The organism is Cryomorphaceae bacterium 1068, assembly GCA_027214385.1.
Classification (GTDB): domain Bacteria; phylum Bacteroidota; class Bacteroidia; order Flavobacteriales_D; family Cryomorphaceae; genus JAKVAV01.
Genome location: JAPVXR010000001.1, coordinates 577611 through 603457 on the forward strand (window position 1 = coordinate 577611; position 25847 = coordinate 603457).

Sequence of the window (25847 nt, forward strand, 5' to 3'; positions counted from 1 at the left end):
ATTGTTAAACTGTAGTTGCCGCTTTCTTATGGTCAGCTAAGAATTGCTGAAGACCACTATCCGTTAGAGGGTGCTTGAGCAAACCGGTGATAACGCTTAGTGGGCCTGTCATGACGTCAGCTCCAATTTCTGCACATTGAATCAAGTGCATGGTATGTCTCACTGAGGCAGCTAGAATTTGGGTCTCGTATGCGTAGTTGTCATAGATCAGTCGGATTTGCTCGATCAAAGCGAGTCCGTCTGTGGATATGTCGTCCAGCCTTCCGATGAAAGGAGAAACGTAAGTCGCTCCGGCTTTAGCGGCCAAAAGGGCCTGACCGGGAGAGAAGACCAAGGTGCAATTCGTTTTGATTCCTTTATCAGAAAAGTATTTCAACGCTTTTACTCCATCCTTAATCATGGGTACTTTCACCACGATGTTCTTGTGGAGTTTGGCAAGGCGCTCGCCTTCTTCTACCATTCCTTCAAAGTCTGTAGCGATAACTTCGGCACTTACGGGGCCCGTAACGATTTCACAGATTTTTAAATAATGGTCAATGATATTTGCCTCACCCGTGATGCCTTCTTTTGCCATTAACGATGGGTTAGTCGTCACCCCATCCAATACTCCTAAATCCTGGGCTTCTTTTATTTGATCAAGATTTGCCGTGTCTATAAAAAAGTTCATGCTCTACGTTTTGAGCAACAAAAATAAGTAACCAAATAGTTTTCGCCGCTTCCTAAAGCGTCGGCTTATGAACAGGTTTAAAACAATTTGAAGAATTCAGGAAGCTGGAGAAAAGTATATAAACACAAAACCCGGTGCTTACCCGGGTTTTGCATGCTATGATATTTTGCGTTAGGGCTATGAACCAACTCGCAATCCTGCAAGGTAGGTGATTGTTGTGAGTGATCCAAAAATGCGATAAAAATTGTTCAATATAGATGGCCACGTTGGTTCTTTACCTTAGCATAGGTCGTAGCATGTAGTAACGAAGAAAGGCCGATCTACATCGGCCTTTCTTTAATGTTTTGTTTGTTTAATCCTACGAATTAGGCAGTAGCAGCCGAATCACTTGTAGAAGAAGAATTAATCGCAATGCTATATACAACCAAACCAAATCCTATTTTATTCACGGCATCGGCTATGTTATAGAATAAATCTACACTGCTGCTTTCCCAGCCCAAACCAGTATTAAGCCATCCGCCTGGCATACACATATACCCAATTGGATAAATGGCCCATCCTACCAAAACAAACCACGCCAAGGTTTTAATACCTTTTAAAACGAGTGGATTATTGGTTTTTTCAGCAAGTTGTTTCACTTCTCCAAACCAGGCTGTATACAGAATGTATACATAACCGAGGGTAGACAGCACACCATAGATAACACTGTGCATTGTTGCTCCGTCAGCGGCGGTTCCGTCTGGATTCAATGGAACAAATGCTTCTCCTATGTAACCAAAGACAAGCATCCAAACTGCTGCGATAATTAGCTTCCATAGCAATCCGATTTTAGCTCCTGCAGCTTTTGTGAGTAGATAAAATTCTACACACATTAATGGAACTGTCAACGTCCAGTCAATGTAGCGAAGCGCAGTTGGATTACTACCTGTGGCAGCGTAATAATCGCGCATGTAATAATAATGGACTGCTGCTATCCCGGTGATGAGACCGCTTACTAACAAACTCGTTTTCCATTTGCCATCTACTCTACCGCGTTCAAAAAAGAAAAAAATCGAAGCGGCCAACATTGCCATGTAACCTGTAAAGAATGTAAACGCTACCGGATCATCTGCCGGAATCGCCATAACATCAAGTAAGACTGATCTCATAATTATTTGTTTTTAGTTATGATTCTTTAACACACAGGAAAATCATATTGTTTAACGATGGGTTTAAAATGTTAAACAAAAAGAATGGGTACGTGATGCCTTACTCCTGAAGTAGCTTATTGTGTCGACGAAATAGTTTCATTTGTCGACAAGACGACATATCTTTGTTTTCATAACCTATCAATACTACTATTTCAATGAAGCGTCTAAGTATTTTTTTAATCCTCGCACTATTGGTCTCATCGTGCCAAAATGACGATGAAAACGAAGATCCCGTCAATGCTCCCGTGAGCGCTAAAGCCAAAACCTACGAAGGTGAATTTCTACAGGATTACATTACTCTTACTTGTAAAGTAGCCCAAACTACTGATGGTTTTTTCCCGACCCAAGCTGCACGAGCATACGGCTACATTGGTGTTGCTGCATATGAGTCGGTGGTCTACGGAATCGACCCTGCATACCGAATGGAAGGGCAGCTCGACGGAATCAGTGAAGGAAGTATTCCTAATCCTGATTCAAACTTGAAATACAATTGGGCCATCTCTTGCAATGCAGCTACTGCTGAAATTATGCGTCTTATGTTCGACCTAAATCTTTCAGATGAAAATCGAAATGAGATTGATGCAATGGAAGGTGATAATTTGGCAAATCTGAGCATCGGAGAAACGCAAGATGTTATAGACCGATCCATTGCTTATGGTATTTCCGTGGCTGAAGCAATTTATGATGCTTCTATCACAGATGGTGGCCATGAGTCTTATTTGGATCCATTTCAACTTCCTTACACTGTAGAAGTTGATGATTTTTGCTGGGCTCCCACTGATAATACGCTACAACCCTTGTCTCCCTATTGGATGGACAACAGGTCGTTTATCTCGGGCATTGTCAATTCTAGTCAGCCCGGAGCACACGTTCCCTTTTCCACTGAACCTACCTCTGAATTTTACGGTCAAGCCTATGATACTTATCAGCAGGTTGTCGAATTTAATACGGATGAAGAAAGAACCATCGCTGAGTACTGGGCAGATGATCCATTCGCTACTTGCACACCGGCAGGTCATACATTTAATATTGTTAATCAATTGCTAGGCGAAGCCAACGCGACTCTCGAGAAGACAGCTGTAGGTCTTGGGATGATGGCAGTTGCTGAGAACGACGCTTTTATTTCTTGCTGGAAGGCGAAGTATGACTATATCTTGATCAGACCCGTTACTTACATCAAGCAATATATCGATCCTAGTTTTGAGACTACAATCGGAACACCTCCATTTCCTGCTTATACTTCCGGTCACTCTGCCGAAATAGGAGCCGGAGTAAAGGTGCTGATTCATCTTTTCTCTGAAGAAAACGGAGACTATACATTCACTGATTTGAGTCAGCTTCAATATGGTTTCTCAGCTCGGACCTATGACAATTTCTATGAAATGGCCGATGAGTGCGCCCTTTCTCGTTTTTACGGTGGTATTCACTTTGAGATGGACAATTCAAAAGGATTGGATCTCGGTTTCGCTGTGGGAGATGCTGTTGTAAATGACATTTCTTGGCCAGACAATATAGAGTAAGGTATGAGGTATATTTTTCTTGGTATTCTCTTGTTAGGCTTGGCGAATTGCGAGGTTTCTGACAAGGAGAGTGTTTACGATCAACCTGCATTTGGGGAGTTTCTGGATTTAAACTGCGAAGCGCGAAAGCTCAAAGATGAGCGATTCACTTTGGCTGAAAAGCTTAGGAAGGACGAAAACTATGTGAGTAACCCTGATAGCCTAAAGAATGCGTTGGCAAGTCAAAGTCGTGAGCTCGCCGAGCAGATTCGACTGAGGCTTGATGATTTGACAGGCGAGATGAACCTGGACCAGAAGAGAGTTTTTAACGACAGTCTGGAAGCTAGAATCGCTAAGATAGGATGTGAATAGGCTAATCTATTCTTTCGTAGCTAGTTCGAATTCCTTTGATTAGTGCCGAGCTAAATCCGTGATGTTCCATCTCATTGAGACCTGCAATGGTACAGCCTTTGGGGGTTGTCACCTTGTCAATTTCGCTTTCGGGATGGGATCCTCTTTCGATCAATAGTTCAGCCGCTCCCTTCACCGTTTGGGTTACAATGGACGATGCCGTTTTGGCGTCAAAGCCTATTTCGATGCCGCCCTGTACCATTGCTCTTATAAAACGCATCACATAAGCAATTCCGCAAGCGCCTAGAACCGTGGCGGCATCCATCAATTCTTCTTGTATAAAAGTGGTTTCACCCATGGTAGTAAATACTGAATTCACCACATCGATTTGCTCAGGTCCGGCATGGGTGTGGCAGATGCAGGTGATAGATTCATTTACATCTGCGGCTGTATTCGGCATGGCTCGAAAGAAGGGCGTGCCTTTCGGAAGAATCTCGGTCAACTCCGTCATCCCAACTCCTGTTACTACGCTGACTACAACGTGTTTTTTCGGATCGATATCCTTTGCTACGCCTGCCAATATTTCACGAACGTTGTAAGGTTTTACGGCAAGTATAATTAGCTCTGACCCTTTTACGGCTTCAGAATTGTCCATCAACACAGAGCAGCCTCTGTCCGTGAAGGCACCGAGTTTACCGACATTCCTTCTTGTCAAGGTAAGTTTGGCGGCAGGATAGCCTGAATCAATTAACCCAAGGGCCATTGCTTGTCCTAAATTTCCTGCTCCAATTATGGCGATACTGAGATTACTGATTTCCATGCCGAATTTTTTTTCAAAGAAAGTGAAATCGAATCTTCTTTCTTAGTTTCACCCTGACGCATTATGGAGAGAAATCAAGAAAAGAATCCGAATTGGCAAAATTTACAAAATGCATTGGGCGAAAGGTTACACCTCGATCACCTTACCAGAGTTCTTTACGCCACTGACGCTTCCGTCTATCGGAAGGTTCCTTTGGCAGTTGCATACCCTCACGGAAAATCAGATGTGGTCGCCATAGTGCGGTGGTGCCAATCTGAGTCTGTTTCTATGATACCCCGAACGGCAGGAACATCTCTTGCGGGCCAATGCGTAGGTGAAGGTTTAGTGATAGATTTTTCGCGTTTTATGACCAAGATACTCGAGGTGAATACAGTCGAGAAGTGGGTGGTTTTGGAGCCTGGCGTGATTCGCGATGAGCTAAATGAGTTTGTGAAGAAAGACGGTCTTTTCTTCGGGCCAAATACGTCTACTGCAAATCGATGTATGATGGGAGGGATGCTCGGCAACAATTCCTCAGGCACAACTTCCATTCGCTATGGAGTCACGAGAGATAAAGTGATAGAACTAGAGGTAGTTTTGGCTGACGGTTCTGAAGCGACACTAAAGGAACTCAATCAAGAAGAGCTGGCGGGGCTTTTGGAATCTACTGCTCCCGAAGCTAACATCATTAATTCGATCATCAAAGAGCTTAGTCCTGAAACGGTTAGAACGGAAATTAAGGAGAGATTTCCTAAAAAAGAAATTCACCGAAGAAATACAGGGTATGCCATAGACCTCTTGGCAGAAATGCAGCCTTTTAATACTAATGGAGATTCCTTTAATCCGGCTAAGCTCATCGCCGGATCCGAAGGGACGCTTTGTGCTGTGACCAAATTGAAATTGAAGCTCGACGATCTGCCGCCTTCATTTGAGGCTGTCGTTTGCGCCCATTTTGAAAGTATTCATGAGGCCATGACGGCTACAGTAGAAGCTATGAAAAGTGAGCCATATGCATGTGAGGTGATGGATAAAACCATTCTCGATCTGACGAAAGGAAATGCCGAACAAGCTGAGAATAGATTTTTTGTCGAAGGCGATCCCGGCGCGATCTTGTGTATCGAGCTTCGAGCTGATACTCAAGAATTGCTTCAATCGGAATGCTCTATGTTGATTGAGCGACTAAAAGAAAAAGAATTGGGTTTTGCTTTTCCAATCGTTCATGCGCCCGAAACGTTAAAAGTTTGGACACTTCGGGCTGCTGGTCTGGGTGTTTTGAGCAACTTGAAGGGAAAGGCCAAACCAGTGGCTTTCGTTGAAGACACCGCGGTAGAACTTGCAGATCTACCAGAGTATATTGTCGACTTCGAAAAACTTATGGATGGCTTTGGTCAGAAGGCGGTGTATTATGCTCATGCAGGTGCCGGCGAACTGCACCTAAGGCCTGTCTTAGACCTGAAGGCCAAGAAAGGAAGGGAAGATTTTCGTAGGATCGGAGAGGCTTCTGCCAAATTGGTGAATAAGTACCGAGGCTCATTGAGCGGAGAGCATGGGGATGGTAGGGTGCGTGCAGAGTTTATTCCCGAAATGATTGGTCCGAAAAATTACGCATTACTCAAAAGGATCAAGGAGATTTGGGATCCAAAGAATATTTTCAACCCTGGAAAAATCGTAGATCCGGATCCAATGGATGCTGACTTTCGCTATGAAGAAAATCAGCGCACTTTTAATTATCCTACGTTTTTTGATTTCTCGGAAGAAGGTGGAATGCTCTCTCTGGCTGAGAAGTGCAATGGTTCAGGAGATTGCCGTAGACTTCCATACACAGGGGCTACAATGTGTCCGAGCTATCACGCCACAAGAAACGAAAAGGACTCCACTCGAGCTCGAGCAAATGTACTTCGGGAGGCATTGACACAATCTACACATCAGGCGTTTCCGTTTGATAATGATGAGGTTCATGAGGTACTTGATCTTTGCATCAGTTGCAAGGCCTGTAAGCGTGAATGTCCGAGTTCGGTGGATATGTCGCTTTTAAAAATGGAGTCTGACTACCACTATTACCGTAGAAACGGAATCCCTAAGAGGAATAAATTTTTTGGCGCTTTTCACAAAAGCGCAAAGTGGGGAAGCGCACTAGCTCCCTTGAGTAATGTGTTATTACGGATTCCATTTTTTGAGAAGGTCTTCAAATCCAGATTCGGAATAGCAGATCAACGAAGCATCCCGCCATTGTCAAGGAAGAAAGCCACCACTTTGATCAATCCAAAAAAGACCAAATCTCCCCAATTTGTGCTTTACATCGATGAGTTTACGCAATACCAAGATGCGCATATTGCGAAAGCCGCAGGTGATTTTTTCCAGCAGTTGGGCTATTCATTCGCCGTGGTATATGCCCCTTCAGGGCGAGCCTATTTCTCTAAGTCATTACTGAAAGAGGCAAGAAACTGTGCCGAGGTAGTTCTTCAGAAGCTCGATGGTTTCATTTCGAAAGGCCTACCCATCATAGGACTGGAACCATCCGGAATACTTGGATTTAGGGATGAATACAAACGTCTCTTTACCAGTGATAAAAAGCGAGCGGTGGAAAAGCTATCGTCACTCGCCTTCACTTTTGAAGAGTTCGTGGCACGCGAGATAAGCAACGGAGCTATTTCCCAACAGGCTTTTACAGAAGAAAAGCAGAATATCGAAGTTCATATTCATTGCCATCAAAAGGCTTTGTCAAGCCCAAAGTACAGCTTGGAAATTCTCAATTTCCCCAAGAATTATTCGGCCGTGAAAATTCCTGCTGGATGCTGCGGAATGGCCGGCAGCTTCGGCTATGAGGAAGAGCACTTTGAAATGAGCAACCAAATAGGGGAACAGATCTTATTTCCGCGACTGAGAGCTCTCTCTGATAAAACCTTAGTCGTGGCGGCGGGAACCAGCTGTCGCCATCAAATCAAAGATGGTGTGCACAAAGAAAGCTTTCACCCTGCTGAGATTTTGCTCAAAGCCCTGAAATGAAAACTCCCACCGTAAGGCAGGAGTCTCTCATTTTTAAGGTTTAAGATGGTGGTATTTTAACGCCTAACCACTTTGGCGTAAGAACTTGATCCTTTTTGTTCTAGTCCTATCAAGTATATTCCTTGAGGGAATTCGGACAGATCGACTTGTATTTTCTGTTGACCAATAGAACTCGAAAGAACTCTTTGCTTCAGTACTTTTCCGGTTAAATCCGTCACTCTTAATGTCAGTTCTTCGCTTCGGTCGGATTGATAGCTGATTGTCGTGAGGTCATTGGTAGGATTTGGGTATACGGCAATCTCTTTCTCTGCAAAGTCAATATTGTCGCTAAGCGTTCCCGGCTGAATCACGTTTATATTGAACCCGCCTGAAAGCACTCCTGATCCTCCCAATGCGCTTCCGTCCAAGACTTCGCAGTATGAAATCTGACACAAATTTCCGATTGAATCCCCGAAAGTCACAAACAGGCAGAGGACGTATGGTCCATCATCCTCATAAATGTGTGTAGGGTAGTATTCATTTGATGTCCCACCATCACCGAAGTCCCAAAGAACACTAGATGCGTTAACAATGTTATCAGAAGGAATGATGTAGAACGTGTTTTCTCCCGTGCTATCTGCAATTACATCGAAACTGATTCCACATTCAAACTCATACTCACAAGATCCGTCATCGACAGTTGCTGCCGGATTGTAGTTCAGAGCTTCAGGATCTGTACATCCGTATATTTCCTGTGGGTCTCCGCAGCCTTCTTCATTCACTCCAAAGTTGAATTGAAAGCTTTCATCTGCTCCTGAGAACTCGCCCGAGGCGAGAACCTCATTGAACATTATAATATTGTAGATCCCATTCCAGTCGGGAGATACATTGTAGATAGCAAAAGTGTAGCAGCCCGTTTCCAAGCATAAGTTGTATTGCGGAGCCCAATTGTAGAAGTAATCACTGGCCACTTGTTCGCCAAATTGGTTTAAAATAACCCAATTCATAAAAGTGAAAGAGCTATCGTCAGGCGCTCCGTCTAAGAAGTCGAATCCCAGATAAACCTCAGTGCAAGCATATTGGCAAGATCCGTCATCAATGGTAGCTTCAGGGGAGTAGTTTATTGCAAGAGGGTCGGTACAACCGAAAACCTCTTCTTCGCACCCTTCTGTATTCACCCCGAAAGCTACAGATCCGAACTCTCCATCGGCCAGCGTTCCCGAAGCTAAAATATTGTTGTTTAAGATGACTTGAAAAGAACCTCCATTCCATCCGTCACCGAAAGAATCGAAGAGTTCGAAGGTGTAGCAACCGTTTTCAAGACAAGTCGATTCAGTGATGGTTGAATAGTTCGGGTAATCCCCAGACCCGGCAACTTCATCGCCTTCTTCATTTCTGATGTTCCAAGAAATTTCATAGCCCCAGTTTTCCGTGAAAACTACCACCATTACTTCATTGTTCTCGCACTCGAAGTACTCACAACTTCCGTCATCTTCGGTGGCATCCGGATTGTAATTCAGAGCTTCGGGATCGGTACATCCGAGAACTACTTCTTCACATCCTTCTGCATTCACGCCAAAAGGAACTGACCCGAATTCTCCATCTTCCAGTGTTCCTGAAACCAGGGTATTTCCGTTCAGGATGAGTTCAAAAGTACCATCGTTCCATCCGTCGCCAAATGAATCGAAAAGCTCGAAGGTATAGCATCCGTCTTCCAGGCAAGCCAATTCAGTTATGGTCGAATAACTAGGGTAATCTCCTGATCCGGCAACTTCATCGCCTTCATCGTTTCTGATATTCCAAGAAATCTCGTATCCCCAGTTTTGAGTATTAATCAAAACGATGACCTCGTTGTTTTCACATTCAAAGTACTCACATGAGCCATCGTCAATGGTTGCAGATGGATTGTAGTTAAGTGCCGTTGGGTCAGTACAGCCTTCAATATCAACAGGTTCACCGCATTCGGTATTGTTCACTCCAAATTGAACGGTAAATTGATTTGAAGAACCATCAAACTCGCCGAAATATTCGCTTTGGTCAAGTATGAAGATGCTGTAAATACCAGCCCAATCAGGGTCAATATTATAGATGTTAAGTGAATAACAGCCATCTCCCAGGCATAGATCATACTGAGGAGCCCAGTTGTAAAAGAAACCGTCTTCAACTATTTCACCGAAATCATTTGTAATGGTCCAAGACATAAACGAACTATCCTGTGGTGCTCCACCGAAAAAATCGAAGCCCAGGTAAACCTCTGTACAATCGTATATGCAGGAACCATCATCTACCGTGGCATCCGGATTAAAGTTAGCGGCACTTGGATCAGTACAACCGAATAGTGGTTCTGCACAAGGGTTGGTCACCTCGTATTCAAGAAAACAAGTTCCTGCATCGCCATTCCATCCATCTACCATGAGAAGGTAAGTGGCATTCGTGTCAAGCTCTCCACATGAAAATTCGAATGCTGATAGCAATCCTTCGCCCGAATTTCCGTCGCAATATATCATCTCGCCGCCGCATTCTGTAAAGAGCCCGAATTGGGTGTCTGTGAGCGTCCACGATCCATCACCTATGGCTTCTATACTTATTTGAGCGGGTGTGGCAGGAGTGGTAAATGTAAACCATAAGCTGCTTTGTTCTCCTTCGCCTGAACCAAAGTTCCAGCACTCTCCAAAAATTCCTTCATTTTGAGTTGCGAATGAATTGTCAATTAAAATTGTTCCTTGCTCTAAAGGCTGCGCTCCTGAGCAAAGGTCATTTTCAGGACCGGTGTAGATGCAAGAGCCATCATCGATCGTTGCGAAGGAATTGAAGTTTAGGGCTGATGGATCTGTACAGCCGAGTATCGAGTCAGATTCGCAGTAGAAAAATGAGGTGTAGTAATAGCCTGTGCTATCAATGTTGGCAAATGAATCAAAAAGAGAGTCACCATTACAATCCTCTATGTGAACGAGTCCTTCTCCCCAAGTGATCTGTGGATCAAAATAGAAGGTTGAAAATAGTCCATCATTCAAAAAGACAGTGTAAGATTCTGTTTCCGTGGATCCGATAAAATCAACCGTTGCGATAACAGGTTCTTGAGGAGGATTGAAAAGATCAATCTGAACAATTACTCCTGGGTTTTGAGAAAAAAGAGTTGCCGAAAAAAGACAGCAGATGGCGATGAGGTAGGATTTCATAGTTGGGTTAATTGGTTTGGTAATATGACCGCTGTTACTATGAAATAGTTGCTCAGGAAAATAAAAAACCCCGCGATTTCGGGGCCTTTTTTATCTCAAAACAGTAATAAAACCAGTCTTTTGCTGAAGTTCCAAACTTTCGTTTCTTTCCTCTCCCCAGCGATAGGTCATCTTGTAAAAGTAGAGCTGGTTCTGACCAAAATAATCTCCATCTCCACCATTCCAGACCTCTTCGATATTTCTGGATTCAAACACAATATCTCCCCATCGATTGAATACTTGAAAAGTATAATCGGTGATGGGGCATGAAGGTATTGGTTTAAATGTATTGTTCAGGGCGTCATTTCCACCCGGTGTCATGGCATTTGGGATAAACACTTCGCAAGGGCAATCGTCGGCAATATTGGCGAAAGAAATATTGATGGCAAAGTCATAATTCTCTTTGCATCCTCGTTGATCTTCAACTGATAAAGTATAAAGACCTGTGGAAAGGTTTTCATAGAATCCATTTGGTTTTGGATCCTCTCCGTTCAAACGGAATTCAAAGGGAGGCACTCCATTTCGGAGGTTTGCATCGATCAAACCATTGTCGAATAGCGGACAATTTACTGGTCTGATTCGTTCAATGGCGAGATTGAGATCTGTGTCGTCATTGATTACTACATCTATATTATTCGTGCATCCTGCATCATTTCTCACGCTTAAAATGTATGGCCCTGATATTAGCCCATCAAAGAAGGCAGTGTCTTGCCATCCCGAGCCTAGATTGTATTCAAAGACATCGGGATAATCTACCTCTGCAAATACTGATCCGTCAGGATTTCCACAGAAGGAATTCGTAATGCTCGTTATATCAATAGGTGGCACTTCTCTGCTCAAGAATACACTATCGATCAATTCACATCCACTTGCATCGATAACCGTCACATCGTAACGCCCGGCAGCCAAATTTGGCAAGGTGCTATTGGCTTGAAAAGATTGACCACCGTTAAACGAATATTCAATCGGATCTGCTCCTCCTACAAGTTGAAGTGCAATAGATCCATCGGTTCCATTCAAGCAAGTTTCTTGCGAAACGGTGATATTCAAATCTTTTCCAAGACATGCGGCGTCTTCGCAAACAGTGGTGGCATTGCCCAATAAATTTTGAAGGTTGGCATTGACGTGAGCTTCCATTTGAATCACTTGATCTTCCGTCCACATGTATAGGCAAGCGTCGTCGCAGTATTCCATATAAGTAGGCCAAAGCACGGGATCCGTGCAGTTTACTATAACTTCTCCATCCGGAAAACACCCGAAGGTGGCTTGATCGGTAAGTGGAGTGTCTGCAACTCCATCTCCGTCCGTAACGCAATCTCCTGAATCAAACGGGTGCGATAGAGACAGGTAGTGACCGACTTCGTGAGTAATAGTTCGACCCAAGTTGAATTGGCCGCTTAGTGTCCCGTTACAATTGCTGGTTCCAAAATAAGGAAGGCCACATACCACTCCGTCTCCATTTCCAGTTCCTCCTAAAGGGGAGAATCCTAGTGGATTTGCCATATCGCGCACATACCAATTCATGTATCCACTCCATTCGGGGATATTTTCGATTTCGTCGTATTCATCAATTGTTATCGCATAGTCTCCCTCGGCAATGCCTGAGCCTACAGGATGGTTCAACGTGGCGAGGCAAAACTGAATACAAGATTCTTTGTTGTTAATACCGGGCCAAGTACCTTGGCTATCTTCCCATTTGGTAATGTCGGTATTTGTTGCTGCGTAGTCAGCATTAATTGCCGCAATTTGGCTTAGCGCCATTTCTTCAGCACAGGCAGCAGTTACGCCAATACTGGTTCCTCCGCTGTTTTGAAAGTGAACGGCCACCGGGATGTAGAGTATTTCATCACAATCCATTTTCGACTCATCTTTGTTCACCTTAAGCCATTGACGGATGTTTTCCATCTTTTGCTCGTGCGCTTCAGCAAAATCAGGGTCTTGCATCATTTGTTCGTGGTACTGATTCGTATGACATCTGTCAGGACGATCCCCTTGTTCTTGGGCAAAACAAAGGAGTGAAAAGGAAATGAAAAAAAAGGAAACTATTACTTTCATAATGAGCTCTTGCAAGGTGCTGCGAAGGTAAAAATATCGCATCTAAATGTCTACTAATAATTGTCCACAATAGTGGACCTAACGGTTTCACAATTTTGACGAACGATAGATTGAAAAGATGCACGGGAAACCGAAAAATTGCGAACTATTCAGACAGCTGGTTTTATTCTTTGAGAAGAGCTGGATTTATCCTTGACTTTGTTCTGCACCGAGACGGCGCTAATTGTCTTTTCGACGAGATAGAAGATGAAACTAGGGAGTAAACCCTTCAGGTTCTATCCATAAAACGGAATTACCCGTCCCGAATTCATTTTCCTCATAAGCAGGATTTGAAGGATCGATAATCCATTCGCCGTCTACCCTGAATTTATAGAGGTACTTTCCTGGTTTTAAATGAATGGGAAATTTCCAAACGCCATCCTCTCTTATCATTCGATTGTTTTCTTCGCTCCAACCTGTAAAAGTTCCCGTAGCTAAAACCTCAGTAGCATCGGCATATTGTTCAAGGATAAAAGTCCAGTTTGCATCAGGGGCAATGAAACTATTTTCGTATTCACCATGGCGCATTAGATAAGGATTGTTGGGGTCGGTAATCCACTCGCCGTCTACTATGAACTTATACTCGTGATTTCCGGAAGGCAATACGTAGGGTAGCTCCCATCCGCCGGCTGTTTTAGTCATGACCAACTCTTCCGGATTCCAAGCATTGAAGTTTCCTGCTAGTCTTACCTGGTTGGCATCCGTATGACCATTAAGACGAAACATTGTGGTATCTCCAATCGCCATGAAAGAGTTGAAGTTTCCCGCACCATCGGGTCGTACAATTGGATTTTCAGGATCCGTAACCCATTCCCCATCTACCACAAACTTGTAAGCGTGAGTACCCTCTTTTAGGAACATTGGTAAAACCCAACCTTTCGAAGTTTTAGCCATTTTGAGTTCCTTTTTGTTCCATCCATTAAAGCTACCTGCTAAATAGACTTTTTTGGAATCTTGAAAATCATCCAATTCGAACTTGTAATTGTACCTGTAGAAGACGCTGTTTTCAGCACCCCAGCCGTCATTCTCGCTCAGTGAATTGCCGGGAGCTTTAATCCAATTTCCATCCACGATGAATTTGTACAGGTACTTTCCTGGTAATAAGTTTAGCTCGATTTCCCAGCCTTCTCCCGTTCTTTTTAAGGGCAGGCCTGAAGTACTCCAGCCATTGAACGATCCTGAAATGAGGACCTCTTCCGCATCTTCGTATTTCGGTACTATGAACTTAGTCTTGCCACTTGGGTATTGGACAATCACCGGTTCTGTCAAACGGTTAACACCGTAAGTCACGTAATCCATATCTACATAACCGGGACCTCCATCCAGACCTGAGACAGGATCATTTGGAGAAAAAATCACATCATTTTTCCAGTTTATTTGACCTTTCATATCCCCAATGGTTTTGGATAATTTAATCTTACCGCCTTTGACTTGTAGGACAGTCCAATCTTCTCCCTCAAATTCGAAATTGCCATTTGATGCCGTGCTCAAAATTTGTTCGAGCATCAGTGAGTCCAATCCATATTGTAAACTCACTTCTGCGCGCTTCTTCACATCCCAATCTTTATGAAGGTAGAACACCAAGTTTCCATCCTCGAGCACACAAACGTCGTCTTGGCCTTTTGCCACAAGGCTAAATACCATGAAGACCAATAGTGCTATATGTCTTACGCACATCTTCATTCGCTACTAAATTTATCAAATAAGCACAGCTTGAGGTAATTTTTCTTGCAGTTTATTCTAACCACTCCTTTGGCTAGAAAATCAAATCCGAGCATACCGTCTATTTGAGTTCCGTAAACATCGCTTATTCCATCGAGATTGGTGATGAGCGTTTGCATTCCCAAAATGGTATTGTTACTTATCTGAAAGTCATTTAATCGGCCAAAGAGGATCTCAACGTTTCCTTCTCCAACACCGCTCAAACTGCGACGGCCAGTAATCGAAATGGTTTCCAGTACTTTCTTGTTTACTCTTGAATTCAATGCGTTGGTCTCAGCACCCGTATCGAAGCCAAAGCGAAGTTTTTTTCCTGCTATGTAGCAATCGGTAAAAACCGTATTGTCAAAGACGCCGATGCTTTGTGTGATTTCACACTTAAAAGTCGGTGGAGCTTTTATGCAGTTTCCATCTTTATCCGTTTTGTACAATTTGAGAACATTGTTTCTGACGTCAATCTCCATTTCAAAACCTTTGAAGAGATTAAGGCCGAGGAGTCCTAGAACTTTGATACCTCTTACATTTTCTATCTCCCCAAGGTTTATCAAATCGGCGTCTAAGTTGGCGTAGCTTATATTTTTGAGTTTTAAGCTTTCCACTCTAACCAAATCGATCAAGTTAGATGCTCCCGTTATGCCCTTCGCATTTGCGCTCTTTCTTTTCTTATAATCTCTGAAATAGGTGCGATTCAATATCAGATAGGGGGCACCCGTATCAAAAATGAAATTTCCCCGAAGTGAATCGACTTGAGCCTCTATGATCAGTAATCTCCCGGCTCGCTTAAAAGGAATTGTCACCACATCCACATCACAAGTTGCCTCAGGATCTGTGGTGGATAAGGAGAATAGTGCTTCTTTCGGAGCCGAGTCATGGAATTGACTTTGTGCCAGAAATAGAAAAGAGAAGACGAAGGGAATAAATTTCATCTGGTACCAAAGATGAATTCTTTTTCGATTGCTTCAATGAAAAAAGTGTTAAACGGTTTGTTAGTTATGTAAAGTATTCTTTACATTTGTAAAGCAAACTTTACATTATGAAATCTACCTTATTTCCCTATTCATACCGTTACATTGGTTGGCCACTGTTGATTGCAGGCTTGATTCTCGGCTTTTTTGTGGTCTTTTTTGAGTTCTCCATTCCTTGGCTGGAATTTAAAGTTCTAGGCATTGGAGAGGAGATTTCTCTCATTTCGGGTCAGGATGAAGCCGCATTTCCGATTTTTATAAACGATAATTTCACGAACGAGATCGTTGCCTTGCTCGTGCTAATCGGGTCAGTGTTCATCGCTTTTTCAAAAGAAAAGGTGGAAGATGAGTTTTTTCAGCAGCTCAGATTCAAGTCATTAATTTGGGCGTTGAAAATTCAGTCTCTTCTTTTGCTTTTGGCCATTTTGTTCCTTTATAATATTGCCTTCTTGCAGTTTATGATGATTGCACTGGTCTCTTTTTACGTTTTCTACATCGGCCGTTATCATTTCCAATTAATGAAACTTAAAAAGTCAGCTCATGCAGAATAGACTCAGAGAAATTCGCATGAGTGAGAACCTTTCTCAGCAAGCTTTAGCAGAAAGGACGGGCGTTAGCAGGCAGAGTATTCATGCCATCGAAAAAGGAAAATATGTTCCCTCTACCGAACTTGCACTTAAAATCTGCCGAGAACTGAAGAAGAAAGTGGAAGAGATTTTTTTCTTGGATTAGCCTAGAATTCGCTTGATCCAGGTGAATTTACTTTTGGTATACGGCGGGTATTTGATGGACGGATCGATCCACGTTGCTGAATCGACAATGGTTTTGGCATTACTGAAACACTCGAAGCTATAGAAACCGTGGTAATGACCACTTCCACTTTGCTGGAGACCGCCCACGGGAAGGTCGGGGTTACCGAATTGTAGCAACGTATTGTTGATGCAGCCGCCGCCGAATTCTATTCGAGACAAAACGAAATCCCGCAATGCTTTATTCTTTCCAAAGTAGTAACAGGCCAGAGGATAGCGATTTCTTCTTACGATTTCGAGAATTTCTTTTTCCGTTTGCCATGTAAGGATAGGTAATACAGGTCCGAAAATCTCTTCTTTCATCACGTCATCGTCCATCGAAACATTCGCCAGCAGGGTAGGGGCGATGTACAAATCATCACGATCTGATTGTCCACCGATCATGATGTCTCCTGAATTCATCAACTTCTTAATGGCGTCAAACCTCTTCAAGTTTACGATGCGAGAGAAGGATTCACTCTTCTTTGGATCCGTGCCGTAAAATTCTTCAATCGCTTTTTTTGCCTCCTCAAGAAACTCATCGCGAAATCCTTCCTTGATTAATACGTAGTCGGGACTGACACAAGTCTGTCCGGCATTCATGAATTTTCCCCAAAGCAGTCGCTTTACTGTTGTCTTCATACTTCCGGTGCCATCAACTATGGCCGGGCTTTTCCCTCCCAATTCCAAAGTGGTAGAAGTGAGTTTTTCTGCAGCCATTTTCGCAATAGCACTTCCTACTTGTGGGCTTCCTGTGAAGAAAACGTGATTGAATTGAAAAGAACTCATCAACTCGGGTACTACCTCGTGTCCCAAGCCTTGAACCGTGCTGACGAAGGAAGGTTCGAAGACTTCCGAGATAATGTCTTCAACAATTCTGGCTATCGCCGAAGCATCTTCGCTCGGTTTTACGACTGCACAACAACCTGCTGCAATTGCCCCTGCCAGTGGGTCCATCACCAACTGAAAAGGGTAATTCCAAGGGGCGATGATGAGCACCACTCCTTTTGGCTCGTAGCGCATGGCAGTGGTAGAAGGCTGCATGGCCAATGGAGTATCCCGTTTTACAGGATTCATCCATTCCTCAAGGTTTTTTCGGAGGTACTTAATTTCATCTATAACGACTGATATTTCGGTCATGTAGGCCTCCATTTCTGATTTTCTCAAATCTGCGTGAAGAGCCTTGAGAATTTCTTTTTCATTTCGCTTTATAGCTTGCTCTAAACGCTCCAGCTGTGTCGATCGAAAAGAGAATTCGAGAGTTGAGCCGGTATCAAAAAAAGCTCTCTTGAGATCGAAGACGTCAGGTGTAATGGGAGTTTTGTGAACCGATATTTTATCCAAGGTTTCAGGCATATTGCGAAAGTGTAATAACTTTTAATTATAGACAGAAGTCAGTCACTTCTGCAGGTATTTTGTAACCTTCTTCAGTGGCCTTCTTCAGATGGATTCTGAACTTTTTGCAATCACCACTAAAGTAATAAATCAAAGCCTGCAAATAGATAGATTGTGCACTTGGGTCTTTTACCGATTTTATTTCCTTTAGCGCATTGTCGTATTCGCCATTCAGCATGAAAGCCAAGGCGAGGTCTTCGGTAAATCCCGGGTTCAAGTGTTTGTTGAATCTCGCAAAAATGGCACTGTCCAGTATCTTTTGGTTCAGTTGATAGAATCGATCAATTCGGTGCAATTCATAATTAGAGTAGTTTCTTTCGAGTAGATAAACCAGGTCAGTGGCTCCACGGGAATTTATCAGAAGCCTGTCCGTTCTTAGCTGGAGTTCATCCCGTTCAGACTCTGTTAGTGCATTTATGTTTTCCTTGGTAGCTGCGTTAGAAATGCGCTGAGCTGCATAGTCATGTTCGTCGAAAATTAAGTTGACGAGCAGCGCCACTTCCAAATTTGAAATAGCGGGGATGGCTGAATTCATTTGGTCAAGGAAGGTGCGGTGCTCATATTTTCCTCCGGAAGTTTCATAAACTACCGAGTTGAACGCGAGTCTGAATTTATCTTTCAGAGACTGGATTTGTGAGGGGTCTGCCAATGCGTCGTATGAGACCTTTTCGTATTCAGTGTTTTCGGGAATGGTTGAAACGTCAAGCGGTAAATTCCTGCCCCAAAATATTAGCCCCATATCCAACAAATTGCTACCTGTTTGAAGAGCTTCCAAAGCTTTAATATCCTTTGCCGATCGACTTCTGGCCATTTCTTCATTTATCTCTTCCACCTTTTGTGGCAAAATGGCTGCCATAGCGTAGTCATGGTACTCGTCCTTGCGAAGAAATCGTGGGAGTTCAATTTGACCATTGACTATCGGCAATTTTACCTGAGTATTAATTCTATCCTTATCTCCGTATTTGAAATTGTAATTCCATAGAAGGTAATTGAGTCGACCCGATTCTGAGCCAAAATCCATTGTGAGATTCATCGAGAAATCAGTGATGGACTTGTCTTTGATTATGGATTGAATGGGCAGTTTCGACAGATTGTCTCCAAAAATATCGTATCGAAGAATGGTAAGATCATCTTCGGAGATCCAGACTTTGGCAGAAAGAAATTCAGGTGATTTTGAGATAAGTTCAAATTCTGATATGCCCGTCTCATGATTGTAATTAACCAGATTTATTTGGAAATCCTTGTGCAAACTTCTTTTACCGAGTCTACCGGGATGCAAAGGCCAAACGGATACTTCTGACCTTTCAAAAGGCGAAAATTTACTGAGCAATCCAGCGGTGTGAATGCTGAAAAACTGAATTTCGTTTGTTGGATCAACGTTGCTTTGCACAAAGGCAAACTCCAAATCTTCAGGTACGCCGGTATTGTCGATAAGTACAATTCCTTCTCCTTCCAAAATTTCTATTGGTCTGGCTTCCAGGTATGACCGCACGGTAAGCTGACCGATGACCTGAGCTTCCAATTCTTCGTTTCTCCGTTTTTGGAAAGCTTCAAAAATAATTTCAGCCCATTTTTTTTCACTATCAGCCAAGATGTTCACTTGGCCTAATTCATTGATCGATTTCGTCAAGGCGACAATCGGTAGTTTTTCGAGTTCAGTTGGTTTTAGACTGAGCGATTTATATCCCAAGTGTGATATGTGCACGAATTCTGCCTCAAAAAGCACGGTTTTTGAGATGGAAAAGAAGCCATCTTCATTGGCAATCACGCCCGCACTGATCGGTTGAAGTCTGACGGAGGAGTAGGGCAGTGGAATCCCTTCTTCGCTCACGACTCGCTTTTTGATATAATCCTGTGCGTTTGCGCTAAATACGAACACACTAATAATTATTGCTGCCATGTACTTCATGGGTGCCAAGTTAAAAAGCGAGGTATTAAAAAGCCCTTCATCAGAAGAGCTTTTTGACAAAAAATTGAAAATCTTACAAAAACCCACGATATTGTCTCAAACCGAAGTTTAGTCATGCACAAATTATTTGCTACAGCTGCCCTTATCTTTTTGGGAATAACTGGTAATGCCCAATCCTTTGAAGTCGGAACTGCTGAATACACCTTTTTTGATTCCGAAAGAAATAGAGAGATCCCTGCATTGCTCTATTATCCGTCAAACACGAGTGGTGCGAATACCGCTCCTGCCAATTCTACCCTCGGATTTCCCGTGGTGTCTTTTGGGCATGGCTTCGTCATTGAGCCTGCGGCATATGGGTGGTTAGGTGAGGTTTTAGCGACCAATGGCTACATTTTGGTTTTGCCCTCGACGGAAGCTCAACTGCTTCCTGCTCCTGATCATTTGAATTTTGGTCGTGACATTCGCTTTTGTGCCGAGGAAATCATTCGGTTAAGTGAACTCAGTGGAAATCCCCTTTCAGGAAAAGTATTACCTCGGTATGCTATTATGGGGCATTCCATGGGAGGAGGAGCGACTTATTTGGGAGCGTCTGAATCTGACAATGTCATCACCACGATAACGTTTGCTGCGGCCGACACAGATCCATCAGCGATTTCTGCAGCTTTAAATGTAAATGTGCCATCTCTCGTAATTGCAGCCGAAGAGGATTGCGTTACGCCTGTTGCTTCCAATCAGTCGCCTATCTTTGAAAACTTACCTTCGGGAGAGAAGGCTTTGGTAACTATTGACAATGCTTCTCATTGCAATTTTACTGATGGCAGTGCTAGCCTTTGCTACTTAGGAGAGGTATTTCCTTGCATTGCGTCAGGTCCATTTATTTCCTTATCGGAGCAGCACGAGCGCGTACTTGATGTATTGCTGCCTTGGCTCGATCAGTATCTACGTTCAAATTGCTCGTCAGGGGAATTCTTCCTAACGGAACTGCAGGCAGGAGAAGCCGAAGGCAAATGGACAAGTCAAGTGTTCGGAGGAGATTTTCTCCTTTGTGCTGCTGACTGTGAAATACCCCAATCTTTTCTGATAACTGAAGAAGCAGCAGGTTTTGTTTTGGATTGGCAGCCGGTAGAAGATGCACTGGGGTATCAAATTCAAGCACGTTTGGACGGAAACATTATTGGATCGATCAATTCTTTTGGCACCTCTTTCTCAGTGACTCAATTAGACAATACACTGGATTTACAGTTTAGGATCAGAGCTTTTTGCCCGGCGCAAGGTTTGGGGAGTTTTAGTAGCTGGCAGTCAGGTTCTGCCTTGTCCCTTTCATTGAATAACAAGAACGGATTGACTTTGGACTATGGCACTTCAAGAGGGCTCGCAAATGTTTCAATCCAAAACATCAGAGGGGAAAAGGTATTGGAACATAATGTCTCTGATTTTAGCGGAAGTGTCAATATTTCCTTTTTGCCAAAAGGATTCTACGTCGCAAGAATTCAAGACTCTTTCGAAATTGAGGTCTTGAAATTTTCCGTTCAGTAAAATGAAGGAAAAATTCTGCTATTTTGCCTGATTATATCTTGGCATATGGCAGAGGAACATTCAAAATCAAACGAGGACACCGCCCGTATTGGGCAAGAGAAAAAAGTAGAGGAGAGCAGTAGAAATCTGGCAAGGCGTTTTTCGCTTTTATGGTTAGAACTCTATCGTTTTTTCTCTGCTTTACTCAGCATAAGAGAAGAAACCGACTACGAGAAAACCCGAGAGGGAATTGTCAAGGATGTATCATTTAGAGGTCACACGGTCTACATTCTTATCTGTTCCATTTTCATAGCTTCTATCGGACTCAACCTAAATTCTCCCGCTGTAATAATCGGAGCCATGCTTATTGCTCCGCTGATGGGGCCAATTTTGGGAATCGGTCTCGCTCTTGGTACCAACGACGACGAGCTGTTGATCAAATCCTTGAAGAATTTTGGTGTGATGGTGAGCATTAGTTTGATCACGAGTACAGTATATTTTATTCTCACTCCATTGGTTGAATATCAGCCTGAACTTTTGGCAAGGACGAAACCGACCACGCTCGATATTTTTGTTGCCATATTTGGAGGTGTGGCAGGAATCGTGGCAGGTTCGCGAAAAGAGAAGAGCAATGTAATTCCAGGTGTAGCGATAGCCACGGCACTCATGCCTCCGCTGTGCACTGCGGGATTTGGATTGGCTACAGGTAATTGGCCATTCTTTTTTGGAGCGTTTTATCTCTTCTTACTTAACTCAATTTTCATTTGTGCAGCGACCTTGATTGGAGTGAGATACTTGCGATTTCCTCTGCGGAAATTCGTCAATGTCAAGCGAGAAAAGAGAGTGAGATTTTACATGGCTCTTTTTACAACTATCGTAATTCTCCCTAGTCTTTGGATTTTTTGGGGAGTATTGAAAGAGTCATGGTTCAAAGGGCATGCAGAGAGTTTCGTAGCCGAGGTGGTCAAAATGGATGGTGCCAGAATTGTCAATCAAAACTTTGTTTACAACGATTCTCTTTCTACCATTGAAGTTTTTGTTTTTGGTTCTCAAATACCTGAAGATACAATAGTTAAATGGCGTTCAAAATTGCCAACTTACGGGCTGGAAACCTGTCAGCTTGAAGTTTTTGATGGGGATAATAGAGATGATGAAAAAGAGTTGGACTTGCTTTCGGGAAAGCTCCAAGCCAGTATTCGAGCAGACATCGTAAAAGATATTTATGATCGAAACGAGGCGCTGCTGGAAGACAAGGAAGAGCGAATCAGATTATTGGAGCGGGAACTCAATCGCAGAGCTCAATCAGAAGTTAATATTGACGTTTTGAGCAAGGAGCTGGCCATCACTTTTTCTGAACTCAAGAGCATAGCCTATGCTACATCTTTCGAAAAAGACTTTCAAACGAATGGAGTGGATACCATTCCGAGCTTTTTGGTAAAGTGGGATCCCAAGCTTTCTAAGAAAAACCGGCTCAAAAAAGAAGCTCAACTAAACGAGCTTATGCTTGTTCGGTTGAGCTTAGATACGGTTCGAATAATTCCATTCGAATGAGTTCGATTCTACCGAATTAATATTTTACCGGTAAAACGGACGTTGTCGCTGGTCGTAAGGTTGAAGAGGTAAATTCCTGCCCTTAGCGAGCTGACATTTATTTGTTCGTTAGCTGATACGAGTTTCTCCATTGTCTTCTTTCCCGTTATGTCAAATACTACGAGTTGAGATTTGCCCGGGAAATCCTCCAGTCCATTGATTACCACAAAATCTTTTGCAGGAACGGGGAAAGCGCGCATGATCTGCTTTTCTTTATCATCAGTGCTGTTTACACCTTGAACGATCACAGTCCCAGACATTAGCGCAGGGTGTATAGCACACTGGTAGTCATAGTTCCCGACGTTTTCAAATGTGAATTGATATGTCCATAGTTCACTGCTCGCCTCATTGCCAAAGGCCACAGGATTATTAGGGAATGTTTCTGTATTACCGTCTACATTGTGAAACCCTTCGGTATTGGTCCATATCACAATGTCGCCTTGGTCAATGGTGAGAACTTCGGGATCAAACCCAAAATTAAAGACCGTAACATTGTGTGTGGTTTGTGCCGAAACAATTGTCGCAATACTTATTGAGAATAAAAGAGTGTAAAGTTTGTTCATACTTTGATTTTTTTCGGGTGAGCGTAATTAGAGTTTAAAGAAAGGTTATTTCTTGTATTCATCCTTAAGAAGTTGCGGAAAAGATTTTTCAAATTTCTCCACTTTTGGTTTGCTGACTTGCTGAACATAGCCGTTTCCTTGATTGGCGGGGTAGTAGTCTTGGTGGTATTTCTCAGCCGGATAAAATACTTTAAATTCTACCACTTGGGTGGCAATTGGTTTGTCGAACTTAGAGTTTTCCAATTCTTCAATTTTGGATTGGATGGCTTTTTTTTCCCTGTCATTTCTGTAGAAAGCTATCGACCGGTATTGTGGTCCACGATCGGGTCCTTGCCGATTAACTTGAGTGGGATCATGGGCTCCAAGAAAAAAGACTTCGAGTAGTGTCTCGAAACTTACCACATCAGCATCATAGTATATTTGAATAGCCTCAGCATGGGTTGTTGTTCCTGTACTTACTTCGCGGTAGGTAGGGTTGGCACCCTCTCCTCCTGAGTACCCTGAGATGACATACTTTACGCCTTCTACTCTTTCGAAGACAGCTTCAGTGCACCAAAAACATCCTCCCGCAAAAGTAGCTATGGAGAGATTTTCAGTGTTTTTCGGAAGTTCGGCAAATGATTCGTCCTTTTCGTACTGTGCAGTGCTGCAAGATACCAAGAATGAAAAGGTCAGAAAGAAGAGAAATCTCATGTTTTTATTTTTAGTAACAAGTGAAGAATGCATTTTGTTACCAAACAAAACTTAAGCCGGAACTTGCTTCTTTTCTATTTCTTGAATGGCTTCAAGTGCTTGGCCTAAATCCCATTTAAGGTCTTCTACATTTTCTACTCCAACAGAAAGCCTTACCAACTTACCTGTGATATTCATTTTTTGCCTCCCTTCTTCTGAAACATCTACGTGGGTCATAGTGGCGGGATGTTGAGCCAGACTCTCTGTGCTGCCGAGGCTTACCGCCAATTTCACCAACGACAAGCGGTTGAGAAAAGCGAATGCTTCTTTCTCCCCCCCACGCACGTCAAAACTGATCATGGCGCCATTACTAAGGCACTGCTTCTTCATGATTTTGTCAAGGTGATCGTCAGACTTTCGCATAATCGACGGGTAGTAAACCTTTTCTACAAGGGCATGATTATCTAAAAATACTGCTAGCTCTTCTGCGTTTTGTGCTTGTTGAGTCATTCGTACTTTCAACGTTTCGAGACTTCTCATGAGTAACCAGCCGGTCCAAGGCCCTGCCATATTTCCCAAGAAAGTGCGTAAGGTTTTAATTCTTCCCATGAGTTCTTTTGAGCCCAAAACAGCACCCGCAATAAGGTCGCTATGCCCGCCGATGTATTTGGTAGCCGAATATATTACCAAGTCGGCACCGTGCTTCAACGGATGTTGCCACAGCGGCCCCATATAAGTGTTGTCCACCGCAAATACAACTTGTCTTTCTTCCGAACTGTGTTGTTTTCCTAGTGCTGAGAGGGCCTCCAAGTCTATCATCGCATTGGTAGGATTGGCAGGTGTTTCTACATAGATCATAGCCAACTTATCTGCTAAGCCCGATTCACTTAGTCGCTGTTCAATTTCTTCGTTAGAATCATGCGCAGAAAACTCCAGCACGTTAATCTTGAAGCGATCCAACACGTGCTTGGTAAAGTGATCAGTACCTCCGTAGACAGGTGAGCTCATTAGGAGTAAATCTCCCGGATTTAAAAACTCAAGCATTACCGTAGATATCGCAGACATACCGCTTTCAAAAACGGCTGCATCATCTGCTTCATCCCAAAGGCAGAGTCTGTTTTCTAGAATCTCTAAATCGGGGTTGTTGATCCGACTGTAGATCAGACCTAACTTTTCATTTGGCTCTGCTTTTTTATGTCCGTAAGCAACTTCAAAAAATCGCTTGCCTTCTTCAGCGGTCTTGAATTCGAATGTACTGGTTTGAAATATGGGTGATTTGATCGCTCCTTCTGACCATTCAGGGTGATACCCATAGGACATCATAAGACTTTCGGGCTTCAATTTTTTCATGACAAAAGTGTTTATTCAAAAGTATGAAATGTCTGAATGAATTTCATATAATAGAATATAATTCTAAATTAGTTCAAATTATGGAATTAAAAACCTGCTAAGGTTGGTCAAAAAGAACTCAACAGAATGAATATCTCTCTCGATTCCGTGGACATGAAAATTCTCACGTTGCTAGAAGCAGATTCGAAGCTTAGAACAAAAGAAATTGCCATCAAAGTTGGACTGAGTACTACTCCCGTGTTTGAACGAATCAAACGATTGGAAAGAAGCGGTGTGATTCTGGGTTACCGTGCAAAGGTGAATCGTGAATTTATGGGGCGAAGTATTATGGCCATATGTTCCATTTCGCTGAATCAACACCGAACGGAGTTTTTGACAAAGTTTGAAAAGGAGATTGTCGACTTTAACGAAGTGACCGAATGCCTCCACGTTGCGGGACAATTTGATTATCTCCTTCGAGTAATGACTCCTGACATGGAATCATACCAAAACTTCGTCACTAAAAAACTCGCCTCACTGGAAAATATCAGTCAGGTTAGAAGTAGTTTTGTAATGACCGAGGTGAAGTCGATCTAAAC

The 25847-nt window shown here is 43.0% G+C and carries 20 protein-coding genes; 8 read left to right on the forward strand and 12 right to left on the reverse strand.

The genetic code is table 11. The features are described 5' to 3' along the window. Positions 1-4: 4 nt before the first annotated feature. On the reverse strand, positions 5-667 hold the full coding sequence (fsa, locus tag O3Q51_02460) for a fructose-6-phosphate aldolase (GenBank protein MCZ4407655.1): 663 nt from the start codon (positions 665-667) through the stop codon (positions 5-7). Between the two features lie 365 nt (positions 668-1032). Continuing rightward, positions 1033-1815, reverse strand: coding sequence for a bacteriorhodopsin (locus O3Q51_02465; GenBank protein MCZ4407656.1), 783 nt, complete (start codon positions 1813-1815; stop codon positions 1033-1035). A gap of 197 nt (positions 1816-2012) precedes the next feature. Here O3Q51_02465 and O3Q51_02470 point away from each other — a divergent pair, with 197 nt between their 5' ends. After that, positions 2013-3377, forward strand: a complete 1365-nt coding sequence (locus tag O3Q51_02470; protein MCZ4407657.1) for a vanadium-dependent haloperoxidase — start codon at positions 2013-2015, stop codon at positions 3375-3377. A gap of 3 nt (positions 3378-3380) precedes the next feature. After that, a complete protein-coding gene (locus O3Q51_02475) occupies positions 3381-3728 on the forward strand; it encodes a hypothetical protein (GenBank protein MCZ4407658.1) in 348 nt (115 codons plus the stop codon). A gap of 1 nt (position 3729) precedes the next feature. On the opposite strand, the gene proC is transcribed toward O3Q51_02475, so the two are convergent. Then, a complete protein-coding gene (gene proC / locus O3Q51_02480; GenBank protein ID MCZ4407659.1) occupies positions 3730-4527 on the reverse strand; it encodes a pyrroline-5-carboxylate reductase in 798 nt (265 codons plus the stop codon). Between the two features lie 63 nt (positions 4528-4590). On the opposite strand from proC, the gene O3Q51_02485 reads away from it, so the two are divergent. Further along, entirely contained in the window at positions 4591-7512 is a 2922-nt protein-coding gene (locus O3Q51_02485) for an FAD-binding and (Fe-S)-binding domain-containing protein (GenBank protein ID MCZ4407660.1), read from the forward strand. 56 nt (positions 7513-7568) lie between these two features. Here O3Q51_02485 and O3Q51_02490 read toward each other — a convergent pair whose 3' ends face one another. The 4 genes from O3Q51_02490 to O3Q51_02505 form a co-directional block, all read right to left on the reverse strand. Then, the gene (locus tag O3Q51_02490; protein MCZ4407661.1) at positions 7569-10670 is read right to left on the reverse strand and encodes a T9SS type A sorting domain-containing protein; all 3102 of its coding nucleotides are present in this window, start codon (positions 10668-10670) and stop codon (positions 7569-7571) included. A gap of 90 nt (positions 10671-10760) precedes the next feature. Continuing rightward, a complete protein-coding gene (locus tag O3Q51_02495) occupies positions 10761-12764 on the reverse strand; it encodes a M43 family zinc metalloprotease (protein ID MCZ4407662.1) in 2004 nt (667 codons plus the stop codon). A 252-nt stretch (positions 12765-13016) separates the two neighbouring features. Further along, on the reverse strand, positions 13017-14486 hold the full coding sequence (locus O3Q51_02500) for a glycogen-binding domain-containing protein (protein MCZ4407663.1): 1470 nt from the start codon (positions 14484-14486) through the stop codon (positions 13017-13019). Then, the gene (locus O3Q51_02505; protein ID MCZ4407664.1) at positions 14483-15448 is read right to left on the reverse strand and encodes a retropepsin-like aspartic protease; all 966 of its coding nucleotides are present in this window, start codon (positions 15446-15448) and stop codon (positions 14483-14485) included. Before O3Q51_02505 ends, O3Q51_02500 begins: the two co-directional genes overlap by 4 nt. A 107-nt stretch (positions 15449-15555) precedes the next feature. On the opposite strand from O3Q51_02505, the gene O3Q51_02510 reads away from it, so the two are divergent. Beyond that, complete coding sequence (locus tag O3Q51_02510; protein ID MCZ4407665.1) at positions 15556-16038, forward strand: hypothetical protein; 483 nt, start codon at positions 15556-15558, stop codon at positions 16036-16038. Beyond that, complete coding sequence (locus tag O3Q51_02515) at positions 16028-16219, forward strand: helix-turn-helix transcriptional regulator (GenBank protein ID MCZ4407666.1); 192 nt, start codon at positions 16028-16030, stop codon at positions 16217-16219. The genes O3Q51_02510 and O3Q51_02515 overlap by 11 nt, the downstream gene beginning before the upstream one ends. Here the strand turns inward: O3Q51_02515 and O3Q51_02520 are convergent. Continuing rightward, on the reverse strand, positions 16216-17631 hold the full coding sequence (locus O3Q51_02520; GenBank protein ID MCZ4407667.1) for an aldehyde dehydrogenase family protein: 1416 nt from the start codon (positions 17629-17631) through the stop codon (positions 16216-16218). The genes O3Q51_02515 and O3Q51_02520 overlap by 4 nt on opposite strands. A gap of 25 nt (positions 17632-17656) precedes the next feature. Continuing rightward, entirely contained in the window at positions 17657-19579 is a 1923-nt protein-coding gene (locus O3Q51_02525) for a hypothetical protein (GenBank protein ID MCZ4407668.1), read from the reverse strand. 114 nt (positions 19580-19693) lie between these two features. On the opposite strand from O3Q51_02525, the gene O3Q51_02530 reads away from it, so the two are divergent. Beyond that, entirely contained in the window at positions 19694-21115 is a 1422-nt protein-coding gene (locus O3Q51_02530; protein MCZ4407669.1) for a hypothetical protein, read from the forward strand. Positions 21116-21160: 45 nt separating this feature from the next. After that, positions 21161-22645, forward strand: a complete 1485-nt coding sequence (locus tag O3Q51_02535) for a TIGR00341 family protein (protein MCZ4407670.1) — start codon at positions 21161-21163, stop codon at positions 22643-22645. A gap of 8 nt (positions 22646-22653) precedes the next feature. Here O3Q51_02535 and O3Q51_02540 read toward each other — a convergent pair whose 3' ends face one another. Genes O3Q51_02540 through O3Q51_02550 form a run of 3 tightly spaced genes read right to left on the reverse strand, consistent with a single transcriptional unit; the run spans position 22654 to position 25269 of the window. Beyond that, positions 22654-23247, reverse strand: a complete 594-nt coding sequence (locus O3Q51_02540) for a T9SS type A sorting domain-containing protein (protein ID MCZ4407671.1) — start codon at positions 23245-23247, stop codon at positions 22654-22656. Between the two features lie 45 nt (positions 23248-23292). After that, positions 23293-23940: a peptide-methionine (S)-S-oxide reductase MsrA gene (gene msrA / locus O3Q51_02545; protein MCZ4407672.1), complete on the reverse strand. Its 648-nt coding sequence runs from the start codon at positions 23938-23940 to the stop codon at positions 23293-23295. 51 nt (positions 23941-23991) lie between these two features. Next, on the reverse strand, positions 23992-25269 hold the full coding sequence (locus tag O3Q51_02550; GenBank protein ID MCZ4407673.1) for a cystathionine gamma-synthase family protein: 1278 nt from the start codon (positions 25267-25269) through the stop codon (positions 23992-23994). 126 nt (positions 25270-25395) lie between these two features. Between O3Q51_02550 and O3Q51_02555 the strand changes: the two genes are divergently transcribed. Next, a complete protein-coding gene (locus tag O3Q51_02555) occupies positions 25396-25845 on the forward strand; it encodes an Lrp/AsnC family transcriptional regulator (protein MCZ4407674.1) in 450 nt (149 codons plus the stop codon). The last annotated feature ends 2 nt before the right edge of the window (positions 25846-25847 follow it).